The 19,372-nt window shown below is 36.4% G+C and carries 15 protein-coding genes; 11 read left to right on the top strand and 4 right to left on the bottom strand.

What is annotated here, in order from left to right; genetic code table 11:
- The 5 genes from ACFYKT_RS19285 to ACFYKT_RS19265 all read left to right on the top strand — a co-directional run.
- A partial coding sequence (locus ACFYKT_RS19285) for an HsdM family class I SAM-dependent methyltransferase (protein WP_389222856.1) occupies positions 1-1,835 on the top strand: 1,835 nt, incomplete at its 5' end.
- Positions 1,835-3,199: a hypothetical protein gene (locus ACFYKT_RS19280; RefSeq protein WP_389222854.1), complete on the top strand. Its 1,365-nt coding sequence runs from the start codon at positions 1,835-1,837 to the stop codon at positions 3,197-3,199. The genes ACFYKT_RS19285 and ACFYKT_RS19280, both read left to right, overlap by 1 nt.
- Positions 3,196-3,402 (top strand): DNA modification system-associated small protein, encoded by a 207-nt coding sequence (locus tag ACFYKT_RS19275; protein ID WP_389222852.1) that lies wholly within the window; start codon positions 3,196-3,198, stop codon positions 3,400-3,402. The genes ACFYKT_RS19280 and ACFYKT_RS19275 overlap by 4 nt, the downstream gene beginning before the upstream one ends.
- The gene (dndD, locus tag ACFYKT_RS19270; RefSeq protein WP_389222850.1) at positions 3,377-5,368 is read left to right on the top strand and encodes a DNA sulfur modification protein DndD; all 1,992 of its coding nucleotides are present in this window, start codon (positions 3,377-3,379) and stop codon (positions 5,366-5,368) included. The genes ACFYKT_RS19275 and dndD overlap by 26 nt, the downstream gene beginning before the upstream one ends.
- The gene (locus ACFYKT_RS19265; RefSeq protein WP_389222848.1) at positions 5,369-6,895 is read left to right on the top strand and encodes a DndE family protein; all 1,527 of its coding nucleotides are present in this window, start codon (positions 5,369-5,371) and stop codon (positions 6,893-6,895) included.
- Positions 6,896-7,526: 631 nt separating this feature from the next.
- Here the strand turns inward: ACFYKT_RS19265 and ACFYKT_RS19260 are convergent.
- On the bottom strand, positions 7,527-7,697 hold the full coding sequence (locus tag ACFYKT_RS19260; protein WP_389222846.1) for a hypothetical protein: 171 nt from the start codon (positions 7,695-7,697) through the stop codon (positions 7,527-7,529).
- 705 nt (positions 7,698-8,402) lie between these two features.
- Entirely contained in the window at positions 8,403-9,065 is a 663-nt protein-coding gene (locus tag ACFYKT_RS19255; protein ID WP_389222844.1) for a hypothetical protein, read from the bottom strand.
- Positions 9,066-9,598: 533 nt separating this feature from the next.
- On the opposite strand from ACFYKT_RS19255, the gene ACFYKT_RS19250 reads away from it, so the two are divergent.
- From ACFYKT_RS19250 to ACFYKT_RS19225, 6 genes are all read left to right on the top strand, one after another.
- Entirely contained in the window at positions 9,599-10,891 is a 1,293-nt protein-coding gene (locus tag ACFYKT_RS19250) for a purine-cytosine permease family protein (protein ID WP_389222842.1), read from the top strand.
- A 116-nt stretch (positions 10,892-11,007) separates the two neighbouring features.
- A complete protein-coding gene (locus ACFYKT_RS19245) occupies positions 11,008-12,606 on the top strand; it encodes a hydantoinase/oxoprolinase N-terminal domain-containing protein (RefSeq protein ID WP_389222840.1) in 1,599 nt (532 codons plus the stop codon).
- Positions 12,607-12,623: 17 nt separating this feature from the next.
- Positions 12,624-13,775, top strand: a complete 1,152-nt coding sequence (locus tag ACFYKT_RS19240) for a DUF917 domain-containing protein (protein WP_389222838.1) — start codon at positions 12,624-12,626, stop codon at positions 13,773-13,775.
- Positions 13,776-13,804: 29 nt separating this feature from the next.
- Positions 13,805-14,968 (top strand): DUF917 domain-containing protein, encoded by a 1,164-nt coding sequence (locus tag ACFYKT_RS19235; protein WP_389222836.1) that lies wholly within the window; start codon positions 13,805-13,807, stop codon positions 14,966-14,968.
- A gap of 55 nt (positions 14,969-15,023) precedes the next feature.
- Positions 15,024-16,088, top strand: a complete 1,065-nt coding sequence (locus ACFYKT_RS19230; protein ID WP_389222834.1) for a M42 family metallopeptidase — start codon at positions 15,024-15,026, stop codon at positions 16,086-16,088.
- Positions 16,089-16,126: 38 nt separating this feature from the next.
- Positions 16,127-17,101, top strand: a complete 975-nt coding sequence (locus tag ACFYKT_RS19225) for an ornithine cyclodeaminase family protein (RefSeq protein ID WP_389222832.1) — start codon at positions 16,127-16,129, stop codon at positions 17,099-17,101.
- 19 nt (positions 17,102-17,120) lie between these two features.
- On the opposite strand, the gene ACFYKT_RS19220 is transcribed toward ACFYKT_RS19225, so the two are convergent.
- On the bottom strand, positions 17,121-17,669 hold the full coding sequence (locus tag ACFYKT_RS19220) for a helix-turn-helix domain-containing protein (protein WP_389222830.1): 549 nt from the start codon (positions 17,667-17,669) through the stop codon (positions 17,121-17,123).
- Between the two features lie 696 nt (positions 17,670-18,365).
- Positions 18,366-19,316, bottom strand: coding sequence for a U32 family peptidase (locus tag ACFYKT_RS19215; RefSeq protein ID WP_389222828.1), 951 nt, complete (start codon positions 19,314-19,316; stop codon positions 18,366-18,368).
- Positions 19,317-19,372: the final 56 nt, after the last annotated feature.

Here is a 19,372-nt window from a genome sequence, read left to right as displayed (position 1 = left end):
TTGAACTTACTAAAAAGCATTTACAGGTCTGCATAGGACCTATTGAGGGTGTCCGTTTAATGGGTTCAAATCTTCGTATTATGGATGATGCGTTCGAATATCTCTTACCTACTGAATCAAAAAAGAAAAAAGGTCAGTTTTTTACACCTCGCCATGTTGTAGAAATGTGTGTAAGAATGATGAACCCGAAAAAAACAGAGTTTGTGATGGACCCTTCATGTGGATCCGCAGGATTTTTATTACACACAATGCAATGGGCCTATCCAGCCCAAGATAAGGATAGCCGTGAACTTAGAAAGCATCGCTACGCTGCAAAGTATTTATGGGGTATTGATTTTGAAGAGAGAGCAGCTAAAACTTCTCGTGCATTGATGCTTATTGCAGGAGATGGGCATACAAATATCTTTGGTCCCGATGTCAGTAGTTTAGATCCTAAATCTTGGCACGAAACTCAATCTGGTCAGAAATTGATGAGTAAACTTATTGAGTCTAAACTACTTAAAAACAAACCTTCACGGGAAGATGAAGCGAATGTTCTTAGAGATGACGATCTTTCGTGGAAATACTTTGATGAACTTCAATTTGATGTAATTCTTGCAAATCCCCCTTTTGCTGGTGAGATGAAAGATAAAAACATGCTCTCTCATTACGATTTAGCAAAACCTGCGCTCAAAAGAGCTAAGGATAAGGCGGCTAAAGAGGAAAGAGATGTTCTATTTATTGAAAGGATTCTTAAATTCTTAAAATCCGGTGGTCGTGCAGCTATTGTTTTACCCCAGGGGAAATTTAATAACTCATCCCTTGCGTTTATTCGTGAGTGGCTATTGAGAAAAGCTCGCTTGCTTGCAGTAGTGGGGTTACATCCTAACACATTTAAGCCTCATACAGGAACAAAAACATCCGTTCTTTTTATACAAAAATATACCGAAGAAGAACTTGCTAAGATAAAGACTGTAAAGCAAGAAATTGCATTAGTATGTCCAGATTATGAAACTAAGATTAATCAGCTCATAAGCCAATTTGAAAATGAAGTGGATATACCTGAAGAAAGCATACCTGAAAACATTGCGGATCTTTTGTTTGAAAATTATGGAGAAATAGAGTCTGAAACAACTGAAGAAAATGTAGAAGATGAATTTGAAGAGGCTCTTGAACTTTCCGACCTTATTGAACGTGCAACGGAAAATATTGCTTCATTAAGAAGAGAGCTTTTGCTTGAAAAGAAAAGGTTAGAAGATATGGAATCTGATGTTGAAGCACTAAAGATGAAAGCTCAACAAGAAATGGATATTATTTCAAATGATTGGAACGAAACAAAAAAAGCACTAAATGCTGCTCTAAAGCCACATAAAGAGAAACTTAAAGCTGATGTTAAGGATCTCAAAGAGAAACAAAAAGAGCAAATTAAAAAAGTTAAAGCAAATATAAAATCTATTGAAAATGCTATTCCGTCTGCCGAAGAGGAACTGAAAAAACTTACTAACCGCGGGAAATTAGAACTACTGTTAGCTGATGATGAAATGATAGGGACACTTAAGGAACGGTGGATTGACGCTGAAGTTGCTAAAAAATTAGATTATCCAATTTTTATGGCTGTCTCTGAAAAAGGTGGTAAAAATAATTCCGGTGACTATGAGTACCTTACTGATGATGAAGGCAACTTTATTGAATATGATGATGGACAACCAATTATTGAGCAAGATTTGGTGAATTTTGATTTAGAAGCAAGTGATTTGAAAGATGCAATCGCATTAACTGATGATAAAGTATGTATAGCCGAGGCATTTGTTCAGTTTGCACAGAAACAAGGCTTTGATTTTTGGAGGAAAAATTGATGGCTGTTTGGAGTATAACAAATACGGTTGAAATATCAAAAAATAAACGTTTTGATAGCGAATTTTTCCATCCTGATTTTCTAACTTCAGAAAAAAAGGTTATGAGTACTGGGGCAACCAAAAAGTTGGGGGAATTAGGGAGGTTTTTAATCGGACCTTTTGGTTCTGCTTTTCACGTTAGTAATTATGATCCTACCTCTGAGTATCGATATATTAGAGGGAAGGATGTAAAACCGTTCGCTCTATTAGATGGTGATAATGTTTATATGCCTGAGAATGACTTTAATCGTTTAGGTAAATATGCTGTGATTCCAAATGACTTACTTATATCAGTAGTAGGTACACTTGGGAATGTTGCGATTGTTCCTGAAAATATAAAAGGTATTTTTAGTTGTAAAAGTACTGTATTTAGAGATCCAACCATTGATCCTTATTACTTATTGGCATATTTTAATAGTAAATATGGGCGTGATTGTTTATTAAGGCGTCAAAGAGGAGCAATTCAGACTGGTTTAAATAAAGATGATTTAAAGACAGTTCCTGTTCCTACCTTTTCATCGGAAGAACATATGATAATTGGAAATTTAATTCGTAATGCACTTAAACTTTCAGATAAATCCAAATCACTATACAGACAAGCCCAAAATATCCTAGAAAAAGAACTTGGAATGGATCAATTAGTGTTGGAAAAATTAAAAAGCTACGAGATCAGTTTTAGCGAGATTCTTGGAAGTGTTAGAGCAGATCCTGAGTTTTTCCATATCAAATACGATCCAATATTAAATGCTATTAAAGAATATAAAGGAGGAGTAAAACCTTTATATCAACTTTCTAAAATTGTAGGCCCTAACTTTAATCCAACTAAACATAATAATAGTTTTAGTTATATAGAGATTGGTGATATTGATATATCTGATGGAAGCTACACATCAAATGTTGTTCCTGCAAAAGATTTACCTGCTAACGCTAAGATTATGCTAAGTGGTGGAGAATTAATTATTTCTCAAGTTAGACCGACGCGAGGGGCAATTTCCTTAATTGATGAAGATTTGAAGGAAAATACTATTTGCAGTGGAGCCTTTTACACTTGTTCAATTATCAATAAAGAGCAAAGGGAAATTATTTTTTTATATTTAAGGATCGTAAAAGAAGTATTTGAAAAATATTGTGGAGGTACATCATACCCTACAATAGATGGTAATTATCTGAAAAACTTTCTAATTCCTCTTTTTGATGCCAATTTATCAAAACGAATTAGTGAATTAATAATTAAATCAAAACAAGCAAAAAAAGAATCTGAACAACTTTTAGAACAAGCAATAAAGAGATCCGAAGACCTAATCGAAGGGGCGATTGAACAGTGAGACTTTCCAATGAAGATAAATTACTGTTGCAGGATCTATGCTCACAACATCAAGTGAGTTTTGAGAAGGTTCTTAAATTATTAGATACCGTGCAAGAATATGAAGTTAAAGAACGCCGAACGGGTATCTATGATGCTCTTCGAGAAATCGTAAGAAGTGTACCTAGGGAGGTTACTAATGAGGTTCAAAAAACTTACTATTGAGAATTATAAGTCCTTTCAATTCCCCACAGAGATACACTTTCCTGATGGACAAAACAGCAAATCCATATTTCTAATTGGTGGTATGAATGGTGCTGGTAAGACATCGATTATGGAAGGAATAAACTTGTGTCTTTATGGGGGGAAGGTTGAAAATCTTTTTCGTTCTATTAATCGAAAACAATTGGCTTTAGGTAATGCTGGCGTAAGCTTTGAACTTGAAATGGAGATGGATGATGCTTCACTGCTAATTGTGAAGCGTTCTTGGAGTGCTGGAGTAATTGATAAACCTAGAGCCAAAGACCTTATAGAACGACTTGTTGTTGTCCGTGATGGTAAAAGAGTATCGGTACAAAACAAGCAGATATGGCAAGATTTTATTAGAGCAACCATTCCACCAGGAATTACTCAATTCTTTTTTTTTGATGGAGAAAAAATACAAGAGATTGCAGCCGATGATCATTCAGAGGTCCGACTCAAATCCTCTTTAGAAGCGGCATTGGGAATCGAATATATAAACAAACTCTCTTCAGACTTGCTATATATTAAACAAGAAGAACGAAAGGGATTTATAGAGATTTCGGATGAAGATCTTGAGTTTAAAGAGAGTGAACTTAAATTACAAAAGAGCAAGCTTTCAAGGTTAAACAAAGAACGAGATGAGATAAGAGAGGATCTAGAATCATTTAAAACTCAATATGAAGAAGCAAAAAAGAGATTTCAAGCTAATTTTAATGTAGAGCCTGAAACCCGAGATGCTATTAGGGAAATCGAAAAACGTAGAATTCAAAGAACTAATCGAATTAACCAGGTGGAAAGTGAAATACGCAATTTATGTGAAAATTACTTACCATATAGTCTTTTAGGTAGTTTCTTTGATGGAATCAAGAAACAAATCGATCGTGAAAGAGAGTCTGCTCAAAGTGAAGCAATTAAAGAAAATGCTGAAAAACTTGCAAGAAAAATAGTTCGTGCTGTAGAAGAACCAGAGCCAATCTTCAATGAACCTCTTTCTAGTGAGAAAATGGTAGTACTAGAGAAAAGGATAAGTGCACTACTAAGTGAAGGAGATTCTCAGAATGTCTCCAATAAAATCTTGAATATTTCAGATCGAGATGCAGTTAATATTATTCAAAAAATCGATTATCTGGAGAATAGTGATATTTTTCTCCTATTGCCTTTACTCGAAGAGAAAAGAGAGCTACAAATTGAAGTGAATAAAATGGAAGCCACTTTGCAAAGTGGCGTAAAAACCGATTCAGAGAAGGAAATATTTGACGAGCTTCAATCTGAAATGGAGAGTTGTACTACACAAATAGGTCGCAAAACTGAACAACTTAGAATCTTGGAAGAAGACATTCTTACTCTCGACAAAAAAATTAAAGACATCGAAATTGAAATTGAAAAATTATATGAGAAACATAATGTTTCTAAAGTAAAAGCTGATTTCATCAATGAATGTGATGCTATTGCAGGCCTCCTAAATCAATTCATTATTCGAATGAGAAAAAATAAAGTACATCTTTTACAAGAGAAAACTTTTGAAATGTATAAATTGTTGTCTACTAAAAGTGGATTAATAAAAGATATTACAATAGATGCTAAAAGTTTTGAGATTAGAATTTCAGATCGTAATGGGCATGAAATAAAAAAATCAGGACTATCAGCTGGAGAAAAAGAAGTTTTTGCACTTTCACTATTGTGGGGTCTTGCTCAAACTAGTGAGGTAAAGTTACCAATTATTATTGATACGCCGTTATCTAGATTAGATAGTACTCACCGGGATAATATTATTCGCAATTATTTTCCTAATGCAGGTGAACAGGTGATTATTTTATCAACAGATACTGAAATAGACAATAACTATTATAGAACACTACAAAGCCATTTAAGTGGCGCAGCAAGCTTAGAGTTTAATCAGCAGCAAGAGCTTACTACGCTTAAAACTGGCTATTTTTGGGAGGCCTAAATGGCAGATAGATTATATACGAGCTCCGATTCAGATGAGATTTTAAGTGCTCTTCGTTTTGAGACAAAACTCGAAAAATATATTTTAGCAAAAATAGCTTTCTCTATCTCTCTTGCGATGGATGGAGCTGATGTACCAATGAGTAATAACTTTAGTGGTAGTGAAATGAAAAGGCCTACTTTTGTAGGAAGAGATGAAATTTTCCTTAAAGCTACTTTAGCTTATGTTCATAACATTACCGATATATCCGAAGATGATTTTTACTCTAATAAATCACTTGTAAAGAGACATATTGATAATGGTTGTAGCCATTTATCCCGTATATTTGAAGAGGTGGGTCATAGTTCTGATTTACTAATAAAAAAGATTACTAACCTTGTAGAATTTAGTCGGCGTAAAGAAATTCAAGGGACGGGACTAGATATCTATATTGGGAAAACTGTTCTTGATAAAAAAGAGATTAACCTTGAAATTAACAATACTCAAAAACATGCAAACTCACATTTAGCTATAATGGGAAAACCGGGTGTTGGAAAAACACAATTTCTCTTAAAAATTCTTGCTGATATTCGCCTTAAATCAAACTATCAGACTAATTTTATACTTTTTGATTATAAAGGTGATGTAGTAGATAATCAGAGATTCTTAGATCTTGCGAAGGTTCAATCTTTTAGGTTGTTGCAAGGTGATCAAACACTACCCATCAATCCATTTATTCTTCCAAATTACGATGAACAATCAATAAATGTATCAGCTCGTGAAAAAGCAGAAAGTTTTGCTTCTATTAATTCAAAATTAGGTGTTGTTCAAAAAGGTGCTTTAACTGAGGCAATTCGTGCTGCTTATGCGAAACGATCAAACTCTAGTTTGCCATATCCTGATTTTCAAGATGTGCTTGACATTACAATGTCGATGTATGAAGAAGAGAACAAAAAAGATGATAGCCTTATAGAAGTATTGAGAGACTTATCGAATTTTGATCTATTCTGGAAACACGGTAGTGAAACTGAGCCAATTGAAAAACTTACAAATAGAACACTTTTAATTGATGTTCATGCAATGCCTGTTCTTAAAGAGCTTGTAGGATATTTAGTTATTGAGCGACTCTATAAGGAGATGGCATCATTGCCAGATAGCCCTATTCAGGATGGAAGAAGAACGATTCGAACTATTTTAGTAATAGATGAGGCACATAACTATTTAGGTCAGAAAAACATATTTCTTGAACGTATTATTCGTGAAGGCCGTTCTAAAGGTATTGTTGTGTTCTTTGCTAGCCAATCACCTAATGATTATCAGCAAAAGTTTTTTAACTTTCAAGAACTTCTTGAATTTGCTTATATATTTCAGTGTGATGGTGTTTCCGCAAGCTCAATGCAAGATATTTTGGGATGTAGTAAGAAAACTGCTAATGATTTACAAACAGAAGTTGCAAGACTAGAGCCATTTCAAGTGATAGCAAGAAGTGGAGAGAAGACTGCTGAATTTGTAAAATTTGCAGCTGAAGCATTTTATAGAAACTATTAATCTAGGGATGAATAATGGATTTACCTAATTTAATAACCAGAAGAGCTTTCCTTCTGGTTATTTTCCCCTATCAAAATAACGGAAGGACAATCAAAATTTTTGTATGCTATATAAGTATAGTCTATACAATAAAAATATTATTGTAACCATCTATAACCCACATTATCACTACATTAAAGTCAATATTATACAACAATCAACCTTTATAGAAATAAACGTTTATTTCTTCTATTATTCTTTTTTAACTCTGCTAATATATTTATTCGATATTAACTCCATCTACATACAAACTCGCCCAGCGAAGCGATCCTTTATTTGCGGGAGGCGCTGCTCATAGTATCGCGAAGCAAAGCTCCGTGGGGGGTGGAGCTTTTTAGCAAATTTCACCATGATCGGAGGGCCCCAAGTCAAGGGGAGAGGCATTCAAAGACGCTATCTACTTTATTCAGATAAGGTAGAACTTGCGGTAGCAAGTGCTTTCGTTCTTCTAAGAATTTACCTTCAAAAAGGAGCTTCCGGCTGTACATTGGAGGAAGTTCCTAGTACTGGAATGATTGCAAGGTGTTTTCCCTTGCAATGTTTCTAGCATTCGAATGATTGCCAGCTTTGCTCTGCAAATATGAATACGCCTTCAATAGGGCTGCCAGTGATTGGAAAAAAGGGTTCCCGACTGTACTTGGGAGGGAATTCTTGGTGCTGGAATGATTGTGAAGTAGTTTCCTTCACAATGTTTCCAGCATTTCGAATGACTGGCAGCTTGCCTTACAACTTCGATTCCACTTTCAAATTTTTTCTTCCTCAAATTATCCTCGCTTCCTTGAGTTACTCCATGCTTAAGATGCCGCCAAGCCTTGGAATGGAAATATGCGGAGCGTTTCCGTTCCAAGGTTCCCCCTTCCCCTCTCCCAAGTCCCCCATCCTAATCCTTCCGCGTTTGCGGGGGATGGGGTGAGGGTTCGGGGGTTTGGGGGTGGGAGAGGGGAAGGGGGAAATAGTCGTGCGTATGAATAATAGGAACTTGCGGCAGCAAGTTCTCTCCTCGGTGTTGGCGCGACCTTGGCGGCATTCCTCTGCGAGTATGCTTCATGAATTTGCTTTTATTAGATAAAAAAGAATCATGGTGCGTTAGCACGATGATTCTTTTCCTTGCCTTTAACTATATTCAAAGATGAGGCCGGCCTCGCGGTGCAGCTGCAAGTGATTCGGCAATGATCTCCCGACTGTACTCGGGAGGGAGTTCATGGTGCGGTGGTGATTGCAGGTGTTCTTCCCTGCAATGTCCGCCGCAGACGCATGACTTGCAGCGTTAACTTTATTCGAAGACGCATGCTGCTAGATTTAATGAAAGAAGAACACGGTGCGGGAGCACGGTGTTCTTCTACCTTTAGGAGTATTTATACTTTTTTGAGTGTAAGTATAGCTTGAGTGTAAGGAATTGTTCAGCAAATATTAAGTTACTCTACACCTCGTTGCATGTATTTCTAAGATTAATAGAAGAGGGAACATTTTAACCTCTAAAATAGCCTAATTCCCAATATCCTTTTTTAGATACTCTTCCTGATTTGTTATAACTAATCCCAAAACCATGCCATTTATTAAATCGAAATCCACCTTCATAAAGCAAAACACCAGGAGCCTGATATATCATTCCTTTTCCATTAAAACTATCTCTTGTAAATTCACCTTCGTAATAAAGGTGACCATCTGGATAGGTGAAAATTTTACCGTAGCCTTCTTGTCTTCCTTCTACAAACTCACCTTCATATAATTTATAGCCTTCTTCTGTCTTCAGAACACTATTATCTGGTTGATATTGATAATTTGCATCATGACTCATTCCAAATCTAAATATTTTATCAGATAGGCTATAATTAAGAACACCATTTCCGTGTCTACGTCCATTTTTAAATTGTCCCTTAAATAGTGTAATGGGTGCTACTTCTCCATTTTCTCTTCCTTTTGCAAACTCAGTACCATATCCATGAGGTTTACCATTAAAAAAATTCCCAAAGTACATTTGGTCTAAGATATTCCAGAACTCCATAGATGTACCTTCCCCAGAATATACTCCTTCTTCGAATTCTCCCTCGTAGAGCAATTCATTCCTATCATCATAGAGTTTTCCAAATCCGTGATATTTACCATTTTTATATTCGCCTTCGTATCGCAATTTGTCTCCTCCTAAATACTTTAAACTTAATTATAACTATATAAATTTTTTTGGAAGGGTTCTAGAACAAACTTCCTTATCGTTGTAAAGCGTTTTCCTGACAATACCACTATATAAGGATGTAGATCAGTTAAACTATACCGAACGTGATCACTTCGATCAAAGACTTCTTTTTGATAATAATGGATCAGGCGAATGCTTACCATAGTCTACTACATGCTTCTTCTTGTTAGGACTCATCTCTACAGTCATCCCAAAAATTGAAGTACAATGAAAATTTTCGATTGAAAAATTCTAATAAATAATTCATAAAAAAGTGCAAAATCATTTGTCCACTTAATCTTGACTAAATAAACCTAATTATCTTATAATTCAGATAGTATAAAATTGAAGTGCCACTGCAATCCACTTCAATTTTCCGTTTTTTTCATTACAGAAAATTCCAAGAGAAGGAAATGAAAGGGTGATGAAAAGTTAGGTCTTTTTGTAGTTTGAATTTTACTAATTTTAATCATAAATAAGGTGGTGGAACAATGGAAAAACAAGCTTCAGTTGAATTAGAAAATGCGTTTTCAAATAAGCCAATCCCGTTAAAGGATCGAAAATCTTGGATTGGGATTGCTGCTATTTATTTTGGTAATACAGCTGCTTTATCTTCTTTCTCATCTGGTGGAGGACTTATTGCAAACTTGACCTTTTGGCAAACAGCGGTTGCCGCTTTAATTGCAACGGCATTATTGTTATTAATCTTTTTCATTCCAATGGGTTATATAGGAGCACGCGAAGGGGTTAATACGTATGTAATTGGAGAAGCCGCATTCGGTAAAAAAGGATCTAAACTTGCAACTGCGTTTGTTATTACGATTATCCCATGTGTAGGTTGGTATGGTGTTCAAGTTTCGATTGCAGCAACTGCTTTAGACCAAGCAATCGGCGGAAATACAAATTTACTTCCATTATTTATGATTGTACTAGGTTTACTATTTGCAGTTCCAGCTATGTTTGGAGTACTTAGTATGTCATGGCTTGATTATATTAGTATTCCGGCTATTCTTGTCATTACTGTACTTGGAGTAGTCAAAGTATTAAATATTGCTGGTATTGATGGAGTGTTTTCATACGTTCCTACCGATAGTCAATCTATTTTATGGGGAATCAATATTATGGTAGGTAGCCTTGTTGTAGGTGCAAGTTTTGCTCCAGATTATACAAGATGGTCGAAAAACAAATTATCTAATGTGACATATTCGGGTCTAGCTGGGATCGCACCTCCTTTAATCGTATTAACAATTATTGGGTCAATGATGGCTCTTACAGCTACAACACTTGGAGTAGATCAAGCATGGAATATTTCTGAAGTACTTAGTGTACTAGGCTTACCAGCTATTGCATTATTGTTTGTTATTCTGTTGCAATGGACAACAAATATTACTGCTGCATACAGTGCAGGTTTAGCATTAACAAATGTTTTTGGGTGGAGCCGCTTCTGGTGGACATTAATAGCTGCTGCTCTTGGTACAGCCCTTTCTTTATTCGGTATCATTGATCATTTCTTAGGTTTCCTTGGTCTTCTTGCAACGTTTGTATCACCAGCTACTGGTGTCATCATAAGTGAATACTTCTTTGTATCAAAAATGAAGCTTCAAACTAGAAAAGGAGTATATTGGCCAGGAATTGCTGCTTGGTTAATAGGAGGAGCAGCTGCTTACTTTATTCCATTCTTTATTCCTGCAATAAATGGAGTCATTATTGCAGCGATTGTCTATTATGTATACCACATTGCGGTAGGGAATACAGCAAAAGTAGGTCAAACAAAGAGCATGTAAACTAAGTAATTTTAATTGAATTTAGTAATTTAGTTTCGCCTAGGCTCTGTTCCCTTTTTTGGTGATTTTGAAAGGGTAACAGAGCCAAATTGATATATACCAAAGGAGGAATCAACATGAGTCAAATTAGAATGGGAATAGATGTAGGAGGAACTTTTACTGATGGAGTGATTATGCAAGGCAAAGAAGTACTTGCAAAAACAAAGTCACTAAATACAGAGGATATCATTTCGGGGATTATTCATGCCCTTGATAATGTATTGCAAGATAGCCAGGTTTCCCCATCTGATATTTCGATGATTTCGCTAGGAACTACACATACAATCAATGCAATTATTGAAAGAAAAAATTTAGATAAGGTTGGCGTATTACGTCTTGGAGCCCCATCATCAACCTCAATTCCTCCACTTACTGGTTGGCCAGAGGATTTAGTAGAAGCAATAGGTGGAAGAGTACATACCCATATCATCCGAGGAGGTTCTGAATTTAATGGTCAAGATATCGTTCCATTAGATGAAGAAGCAATCATTTCTGCTGTCAAAGCAATGAAAGGAGAAGTAACATCTGTCGCCATTGTGGGGATTTTCTCGCCAATTCTTGCAAAGCATGAAGAACGAACTGCTGAAATTGTACGGGAATACCTCGGAAAAGACATTCCAATTACCTTATCTCATAAAATTGCATCATTATCCTTAATTGAGAGAGAAAATTCTACGATTTTGAACGCATCCGTTGTTTCCGTTATGAAAAATGCAATCTGTGCATTTAAGGAAGCGGTTCTTTCAAGAGGAATTGAGGCAAAACTGTTTGTTGTTCAAAATGATGGAAGTGTGATGAACGCTGATTTCGCAGTAGATTATCCCATTTTTACGGTTGCTGCAGGTCCTGCTGCTTCTGTTAGAGGAGCTGTTTATTTATCAGGAATTAAGAACGGAGCTGTTGTTGATGTTGGAGGTACTTCTACAGACGTTGCCTACATCGTAAATGGTTTCCCAAGAGAAAGTTCTGTTACTGTTAATATTGGCGGTGTTGTGACAAACATTCGCTGCCCTGACTTATTATCAATTGCACTAGGTGGAGGAACCATCATTAAGACAAATCAAAATGAAGTAATTAGTGTTGGACCAAAGAGTGTAGGCTATAAACTAACGACATTAGGTATGTCGTTTGGTGGAGAAACGTTAACAGTTCATGATATCGCAGTTGCAACAGGTAGATTAACAAATAACCTAGAAATATTTGAAACAAATTTCGTCACACATATGAAAAACATTGAAGCGATTCCAAAAGAGATTGTTGAATCAGCGAATCAGCGAATCCAAGAAAAGATAGAGATTGCCATTGACCAAATGAAGACAAAATCTGGATTAATCCCTGCGATTTTTATTGGTGGAGGAGCTGTTACAGTTCCACAAGAAAATATAGCGGGCACATCTGATGTGATCCTGCCAGAAAACTTTGAAGTCGGTGGAGCAATCGGAGGAACAATTGCAGAAATTAGTGGTTCTGCCGAAATTGCAGTTGACCTTGATAAAGAAAAGCGTGAAGATGCAATTGCCCGCGTGGTTGAAATAGCAAAAAATCACGTTAGAGAAGCCGGTGCTATTGCAGGAACTGAAGAGATTATGGAAATTGAAGAAGTTCCGTTTACCTATATGCCAGGAAGACAACAACGAATAAGAGTTCGTGTGAAAGGTAATGTATTTGAAAATTAATAAGGGGTGGAATCAAGATGAGTGTATACGATACATTACAAAAATGGAATATCTCAGAATACCGTTCCATTGATAAAAAAAGTATTGATGAAATCACGTTAGGTGCTTCCATTTTAGCCACTGGTGGAGGTGGGAATCCTGAAATTGGCCGACTTTGGGCACATAAAGTAATCGATGAAAAAAAGGATATCGTGATGATCGATCCGATGGATGTACCAGACGATGTGTTAGTATGTTCAGTTTCCCCATTAGGTTCACCAGTTGTATTGACCGAAAAGCCACCGAATGAGGAAGTATTAAAACAAGCTGTTTTTAAACTAGAAAAATATATAGGAAAGAAAGTAGAAGCAATCGTTCCAGTTGAGTGTGGAGGGGTTGCATCGATTGTGGCGTATGCTATTGCTGCAGAATTAGGTGTCCCTGTTATTGATGCGGATGGAATGAATCGTGCTTTCCCAGAACTTCAAATGACATCATGGGCTACGCATGGGATTTCACCAACCCCAACCGTTTCATCAGACGATCGATTAAATACTACCATTATAGATACAGTGGATTATTTAGTGGCTGAATCAATTGCTCGAAAAGTATCCATGTCTTATGGTGGTATTTCGTGGATTGCAACATACCCAATGACTGGAGCAGATTTAAAGAGAGCGTCTATTCTTAACTCTCAAAGTATCGCATGGGAAGTTGGAAAAGCTGTTCTGTATGCTAGAAAACACCATTTAAATCCAGCTGAACAAATTATTTTAGCATTAGATGAAAAATATGGCCTAAAAGGTTTTAAAGTGTTTGATGGAAAAGTAGCCGATATCCAAAGAGAATTTGGTGGAGAAATAAGCAAGGGCTTTACGATTGGAAGGCTAATTTTAGAAGGAATCAATGAAGACAAAGGAAAGGTAGCAAGTCTCGATTATCAAAATGAATGGTTAAATCTATTAATTGATGATGAAGTAAAGTGTATGACTCCAGACTTAATTGCAATCATCGATGTTGAAACAGGGGAACCGATTCGTACAGAAATTGTAAAGTATGGATATAGAGGTACCGTACTTCTTCTAGCAACACATGAACGGATGAGGACTCCAAAAGGAATTGAAACATTTGGGCCAAGATATTTTGGATATGACCTCGATTATATTCCTGTTGAGGAATTAAATAAATAATCGGCATAAATCAATAAGGGAGGGAGTTTATGAGCGTCTTTGATAAATTGAAAGAATTAAAAATTACTAAATATAAGGTGATTGATCGCCAAAGCATAGAGGAAATTACATTAGGAGCTTCGATCTTGGCCACAGGTGGTGGAGGGAATCCCGAGATTGGTAGACTATGGGCACTTAAAGTTCTTGATGAAGGAAAAGATATTGTTCTAGTTGACCCTGAAGATATTCCAGATAATATGTTTATAGCTTGCCCCACACCTCTTGGTTCGTCTATTGTTCTAACAGAAAAACCACCAAATGAAGAGGTGTGTACACATGCCATTGCAAAACTCGAGGATTATTTAGGTAAGAAAATTCAAGCGACGATTCCATTAGAATGCGGCGGAGTTGCTTCAACGATTACGTATGCAGTTGCAGGGGAGTTAGAGCTTCCGATTATTGATGCGGATGGAATGGGTCGAGCTTTTCCTGAGCTACAAATGACTTCATGGGCTACCCATGGAGTACATCCAACACCAACAGTTTCATGTGATGACCGTTTAAACACGACGGTTATTGATACAAAGGATAACCATTTGTTGGCAGAATCAATTGCTAGGAAAACATCGATGTCATACGGTGGCATCTCTTGGATTGCTACGTATCCAATGAATGGTTCTGATGTAAAACGCACCTCCATTATTAACTCCCAAAGTATTGCCTGGGATGTTGGGAAGTCTGTTTTACATGCAGGAAAAGAGCATTTGAATCCAGCCGAACACATTATTTCAACCCTTAAGCAAAAATACAATATTCATGGGTATAAGGTATTCGATGGGAAAATAACAGATATTAAGAGAGAATTTGGTGGCGAATTACAAAAAGGGTTTACAATCGGACAGTTAGTCATGGAAGGAATAAATGAGGATAAAGGAAAATCGGCAACGATTGATTTTCAAAATGAGTGGTTAAATCTTATTGTGGATGGACATTTAGAATGTACAACACCTGATTTAATCATTATCCTCGACACTGAAACAGGAGAACCAATCCGTACAGACATTGTGAAATATGGATATCGTGGAACAGTTCTATTATTGGCTGCACAGGACCGTATGAGAACACCAAAAGGAATCGAGGCATTTGGTCCAAGACATTTCGGTTATGATATTGATTATATACCAGTTGAAGAGAGACAAAAAACTAAGAAATAAATGAAAGAATGGCTTTGAGAATTCTATTACCTAATACGAAATAGGAGATTGATAGATGAAAAAGTTGAGGGATTATTTACTAGAATTAGATGAACTTCACGGCGTATCAGGTGATGAAGAGATGGTTGCTAACTATCTAATGGAAAACATGCAACCCATATCCGATGATTTTTATCAAGATAATCTTGGGAATTTAGTATTTATAAAGAAAGGGACAGACCCAAATTATAAAATAATGCTGTCTGCCCATATGGATGAAATTGGCTATGTCGTTAGATATATTGATAAGATGGGATTTGTCTATATATTCCCAGTTGGAATCCACGATCCCCGTATGGCCATTAACCAGTTTCTTTCTATTAATACGAGTAAAGGAATTGTCACAGGTGTAACAGGAAGTAAGCCAAGTCACATAGTTTCTCGAGAAGAAGCAAGTAAGACCATTCCTATTGACCAAATTTATGTAGATGTAGGTACTTCTAGCAGACTTGAAACTGAAGAGTTAGGAGTACAAGTAGGAGACTATGTATCATTTGCTAGAAAAGGACAATTTTTAAATGGTGGGAAAGTATATGCAGGAAAGTCGATAGATAATCGCGCAGGTTGTGCAGTTTTAATACAGGTTATGAAGGAATTACAACATCTTGAGATCGTTCCTACAGTATATGCAGTTGTAACCGTGCAAGAAGAGATTGGTATTCGAGGAGCAGGCCCAGCCGCATTTGGAATTGAACCAGATCTTGCCCTTGCGATTGATGTTGTTTTTGCTGGTGGTACACCGGGTACACCCGAACAAGCACTTCCTATTAAAATGGGAAGTGGTCCAGCTATAAAGTTCTTTGATTGGTCATTAAAAACATTTAATGGAAATGCAGTTCCTAAGAAATTGACAAATCAACTTATGAGTTCCGCCCAAAAACATGATATTCCTTTTCAAAGAGATGTCATGATTGCAGGAGCAACGGATGGAGCCAAAATTAGCTTAGCTGGTAAAGGAGTACTAACAGGCGGTGTTTCAATTCCGATGAGATACATGCACACTGCAGTGGGATGTGTACATATGGATGACATGAATCATTCCGTTTCCTTAATTAAAGAATTTATGGTAGATACCAAGTAGTATTAGCAAATAGCAAATGCTAAAGGAGGAGGGACAAGGTGCGGATAATCACAGAAGAAGAAGTGAAATCGAAGTATTCAATGAAACAATGTATCGAATCAGTTGAACAGGCATTGAGGATACAACAAAATAAATCTGTTCAAACACCTCTTCGGACATCAATTGAATTGAAAAACTATAATGGTACAATGCTATATATGCCATCGTATTCTGAGGATATTGGATATTCTGGAGTGAAAATCGTGAGTATTCATCCTAATAATAACCTTGAGAATAGAAAAACACTTCAAAGTGTTTTGGTCTTAACAGATGCGAAATCAGGTGAGCACATCGCTCTATTAGATGCATCACTACTCACCGTCATGAGAACAGGTTCATTAAGTGGCGTTGCTTCTAAGTATTTAGCTAAAGAAAACTCAGAAAGCTGTTTGATTATTGGCTGTGGAGAGCAAGCTAGAGGGCAAATCAGTGCTATTTTAGAAGTTAGAGATCTTTCGCTCATTATGCTCTATAATAGGACATTAGAAAAAGTGAAACAATTTGAGGAATACCTTCGTAACGATTTAAGTTGGAACGGTGAAATCCAAGTATTAGAAAATCCAGATGAAGGTGTTCCCCAAGCTGACATTATAGTTTGTGCAACCAATTCAACCACACCTATCTTTGATGGGACACAATTAAAACCTGGTACACATATAAATGGGATCGGCTCCTATCAACACCACATGCAAGAGGTTGATGTGAATACACTAAAAAAATGTAATCGAATTGTCGTGGATACGATGGAAGGGGTTCTTGAAGAAGCAGGAGATTTTATTATTCCAATGGCTTCCAATGATTTTTCGATTGGGGAGATTTATGCTGAATTAGGTGAGATTGTCATTGGTAAGAAAAAAGGGCGAGAAACAAATGATGAGATTTCCTTTTTTAAATCTGTCGGATTCTCTATATTAGATCTTGTTGTTGCAGTTTCCATTTACGAATCAATTACAAAAAAAGAAACAGTCTATTAATTTAGACTGTTTTTTGCTATCAGTTGTTCGAACCTGATGAAACACATAAAAATTTCACTACATCTATTGTTCGATTAAACCAGTAATGTAGATGTGATGCATCAAAATGAATACAATCTCCAGGCTTCAAATTATATTCTTCATCATCTAATAAGATAGAAAGTATACCTTCAAGAACATAAATAAACTCTTGCCCTTTATGAGAAAAAGGTTTTCCCCGATTATCACCAGGGTTAAGTGTTACTAAAATAGGTGTAAAAAGTTGATTAGGTAGATTTCCTGACAGATCTTTATAAATGAAACTATTTTGCGTCATATTGTTTTCATTTAATACATCTCGTTTAATCGTAGCTTTCGATTCACCATCTTGATTCGAGAAAAAATAACTCGGATTCAATCCAATGGCTTCCGAGATTTTTTTTAGTGATTCTAATGTTACGGAGGACTTTGATCGCTCAACTTGTGAAATGAAGCTTATCGATAGTTGCGTTTTCTCTGATATTTCTTTCAATGTCAATCCATTACTTTTTCTGGCTATCTTAATTTTTTCACCAATCGACTTTTCCATGTATATCCCTCATCACAATCCAGATATTTTTATTATTCTAAACTAAAGCAATTAATGTAAATTTCTTATAATTATATTATATAAAAATTGAAGTATTACTTCAAAATATTTTTGTGGTATTTTATAATTTTTAGAAGGAAATTATAAGCATTGTTGTCATCTAAACAATGTATTCGTCTTGAGAATGAGCTATATTTTAGGCCCAGCAGGATTATTAGCTTGTTTATGATAAAAATAATGTGGGGAATTACTGACTAACTACCCTAATTGGAAACATGTAATCTCTACATGGGGTCCCATCAGAAAACCGCATTTTCCTGACGCTCCCCCTTATAGAAGATGTTGCAAAATGGCTGAATCATCGGTTAGGACATAATATAGAAAAGATGGAAGATGATTGAAAAGCGGTATCAGCAACTAAGGAGATTAGGAATACAACACGAAGAGGATTGGAAAGTAGCCAATACCCGAAAGGGGCTATTGGAAGTTTTCGGGCTGTGAAACACTTCATAATGCAATTAAAATAAAGACGCTCAATAAATGGGGTTTAAAAGACCTTAACCATTTATATGAACGTCGATACTCAAGTTATTGAACCGCCGTATACGGGACCGTACGTACGAATGTAGCTGCAAGTGATTCGCGGATGAATGAGTTGCAGTGTTTTCTTCATACCAGATGCTTTATTGGACTAAATTACAGTTCCCCTTTGGGAATTTTAACCTTTGGAATACCTAGATCACCAACCCCTGTTTTGGAAGTTACTGCTTCGGGATAATATCGTTCTATTATTTCAATACCTAAAGCAGCCCGATGAACCCGTTCTTTGCACAATTCAATATTAGTAGATTCTAGATGTTTACCAGAAGGATATACATCAGGATGATTACGAAGACCAAATTTAATATACACTGGTGCTAGGACACGAATGATCTCTGGTATTTCATAATAACGTAGGAACCCACCGAAATTATCTGGTACTTCAACATATAAATCGATCGGTATATCGATGGCTTGCCGAATGGAAGAAAGTTTAGAGAGTGAAAGTGCTGTTGGTACATTATATGTACCTGCCCCTAAGTCTTGCATTAGTTTGACAGAAACAGGATTTGCAGCACCCATTTGAACAGATACTTTTACAACAAAGTCTTCTGGCAGTTGGCCGTGTTTTTTCATTTCCTTTGTTATCATTAAAAGACCTTCATCGGCTACTAATGCACCACGCAGTCCTAACCTAGCTCCTCTTTTTAGATCTTCCATCGCATAAACAAGTTGATCTGCACCTTCATGACGCAATGCAATGGACTTACCTCCATTTGTTAATGGTTGTGCACTAATATCCCATGTTCCCCTCGGTCCAACAAACAGACTGAGTTCCATTCCTCTTTCTGCAGTCATATTACACATTTCCTGAATTTCTTTATCAGTATGAAGCATTATACCACTTCCCTGTGATACACGGTGAACTGTAATACCATAGCGATCAATTTCATCAAGAGTTTCCCTTAGTGCAGCTGGACCCTCTACACTAGGAAGCTCGATTCGATATTGAGCACCATCTGGAAATGTTTTTGTAGAAATAGGAAGTGCTTTTAAATCTGTAGATGGGTAACCCAGTCTTTCCAATAATATTTGTGATTCCCTCATGATTAAGTTCCCTCCTTGTTTAAAATCCGATAGATTTCTAGTTATATAGATTCGAA

Origin of the sequence: Cytobacillus mangrovibacter, assembly GCF_042865275.1 — a bacterium.
Lineage (GTDB): Bacteria > Bacillota > Bacilli > Bacillales > Cytobacillaceae > Cytobacillus > Cytobacillus mangrovibacter.
The sequence above is the reverse complement of the archived record's forward strand: the minus strand, read 5'-3'. Positions and strand labels throughout refer to the sequence as shown.

Excerpts from the sequence above, each read along its gene's own strand:
- ACFYKT_RS19280 (WP_389222854.1), top strand. The coding sequence starts at position 1,835 with ATGGCTGTTTGGAGTATAACAAATACGGTTGAAATATCAAAAAATAAA.
- dndD (WP_389222850.1), top strand. The coding sequence starts at position 3,377 with ATGAGGTTCAAAAAACTTACTATTGAGAATTATAAGTCCTTTCAATTC.
- ACFYKT_RS19265 (WP_389222848.1), top strand. The coding sequence starts at position 5,369 with ATGGCAGATAGATTATATACGAGCTCCGATTCAGATGAGATTTTAAGT.
- ACFYKT_RS19250 (WP_389222842.1), top strand. The coding sequence starts at position 9,599 with ATGGAAAAACAAGCTTCAGTTGAATTAGAAAATGCGTTTTCAAATAAG.
- ACFYKT_RS19245 (WP_389222840.1), top strand. The coding sequence starts at position 11,008 with ATGAGTCAAATTAGAATGGGAATAGATGTAGGAGGAACTTTTACTGAT.
- ACFYKT_RS19240 (WP_389222838.1), top strand. The coding sequence starts at position 12,624 with ATGAGTGTATACGATACATTACAAAAATGGAATATCTCAGAATACCGT.
- ACFYKT_RS19235 (WP_389222836.1), top strand. The coding sequence starts at position 13,805 with ATGAGCGTCTTTGATAAATTGAAAGAATTAAAAATTACTAAATATAAG.
- ACFYKT_RS19230 (WP_389222834.1), top strand. The coding sequence starts at position 15,024 with ATGAAAAAGTTGAGGGATTATTTACTAGAATTAGATGAACTTCACGGC.
- ACFYKT_RS19220 (WP_389222830.1), bottom strand. The coding sequence starts at position 17,669 with ATGGAAAAGTCGATTGGTGAAAAAATTAAGATAGCCAGAAAAAGTAAT.
- ACFYKT_RS19215 (WP_389222828.1), bottom strand. The coding sequence starts at position 19,316 with ATGAGGGAATCACAAATATTATTGGAAAGACTGGGTTACCCATCTACA.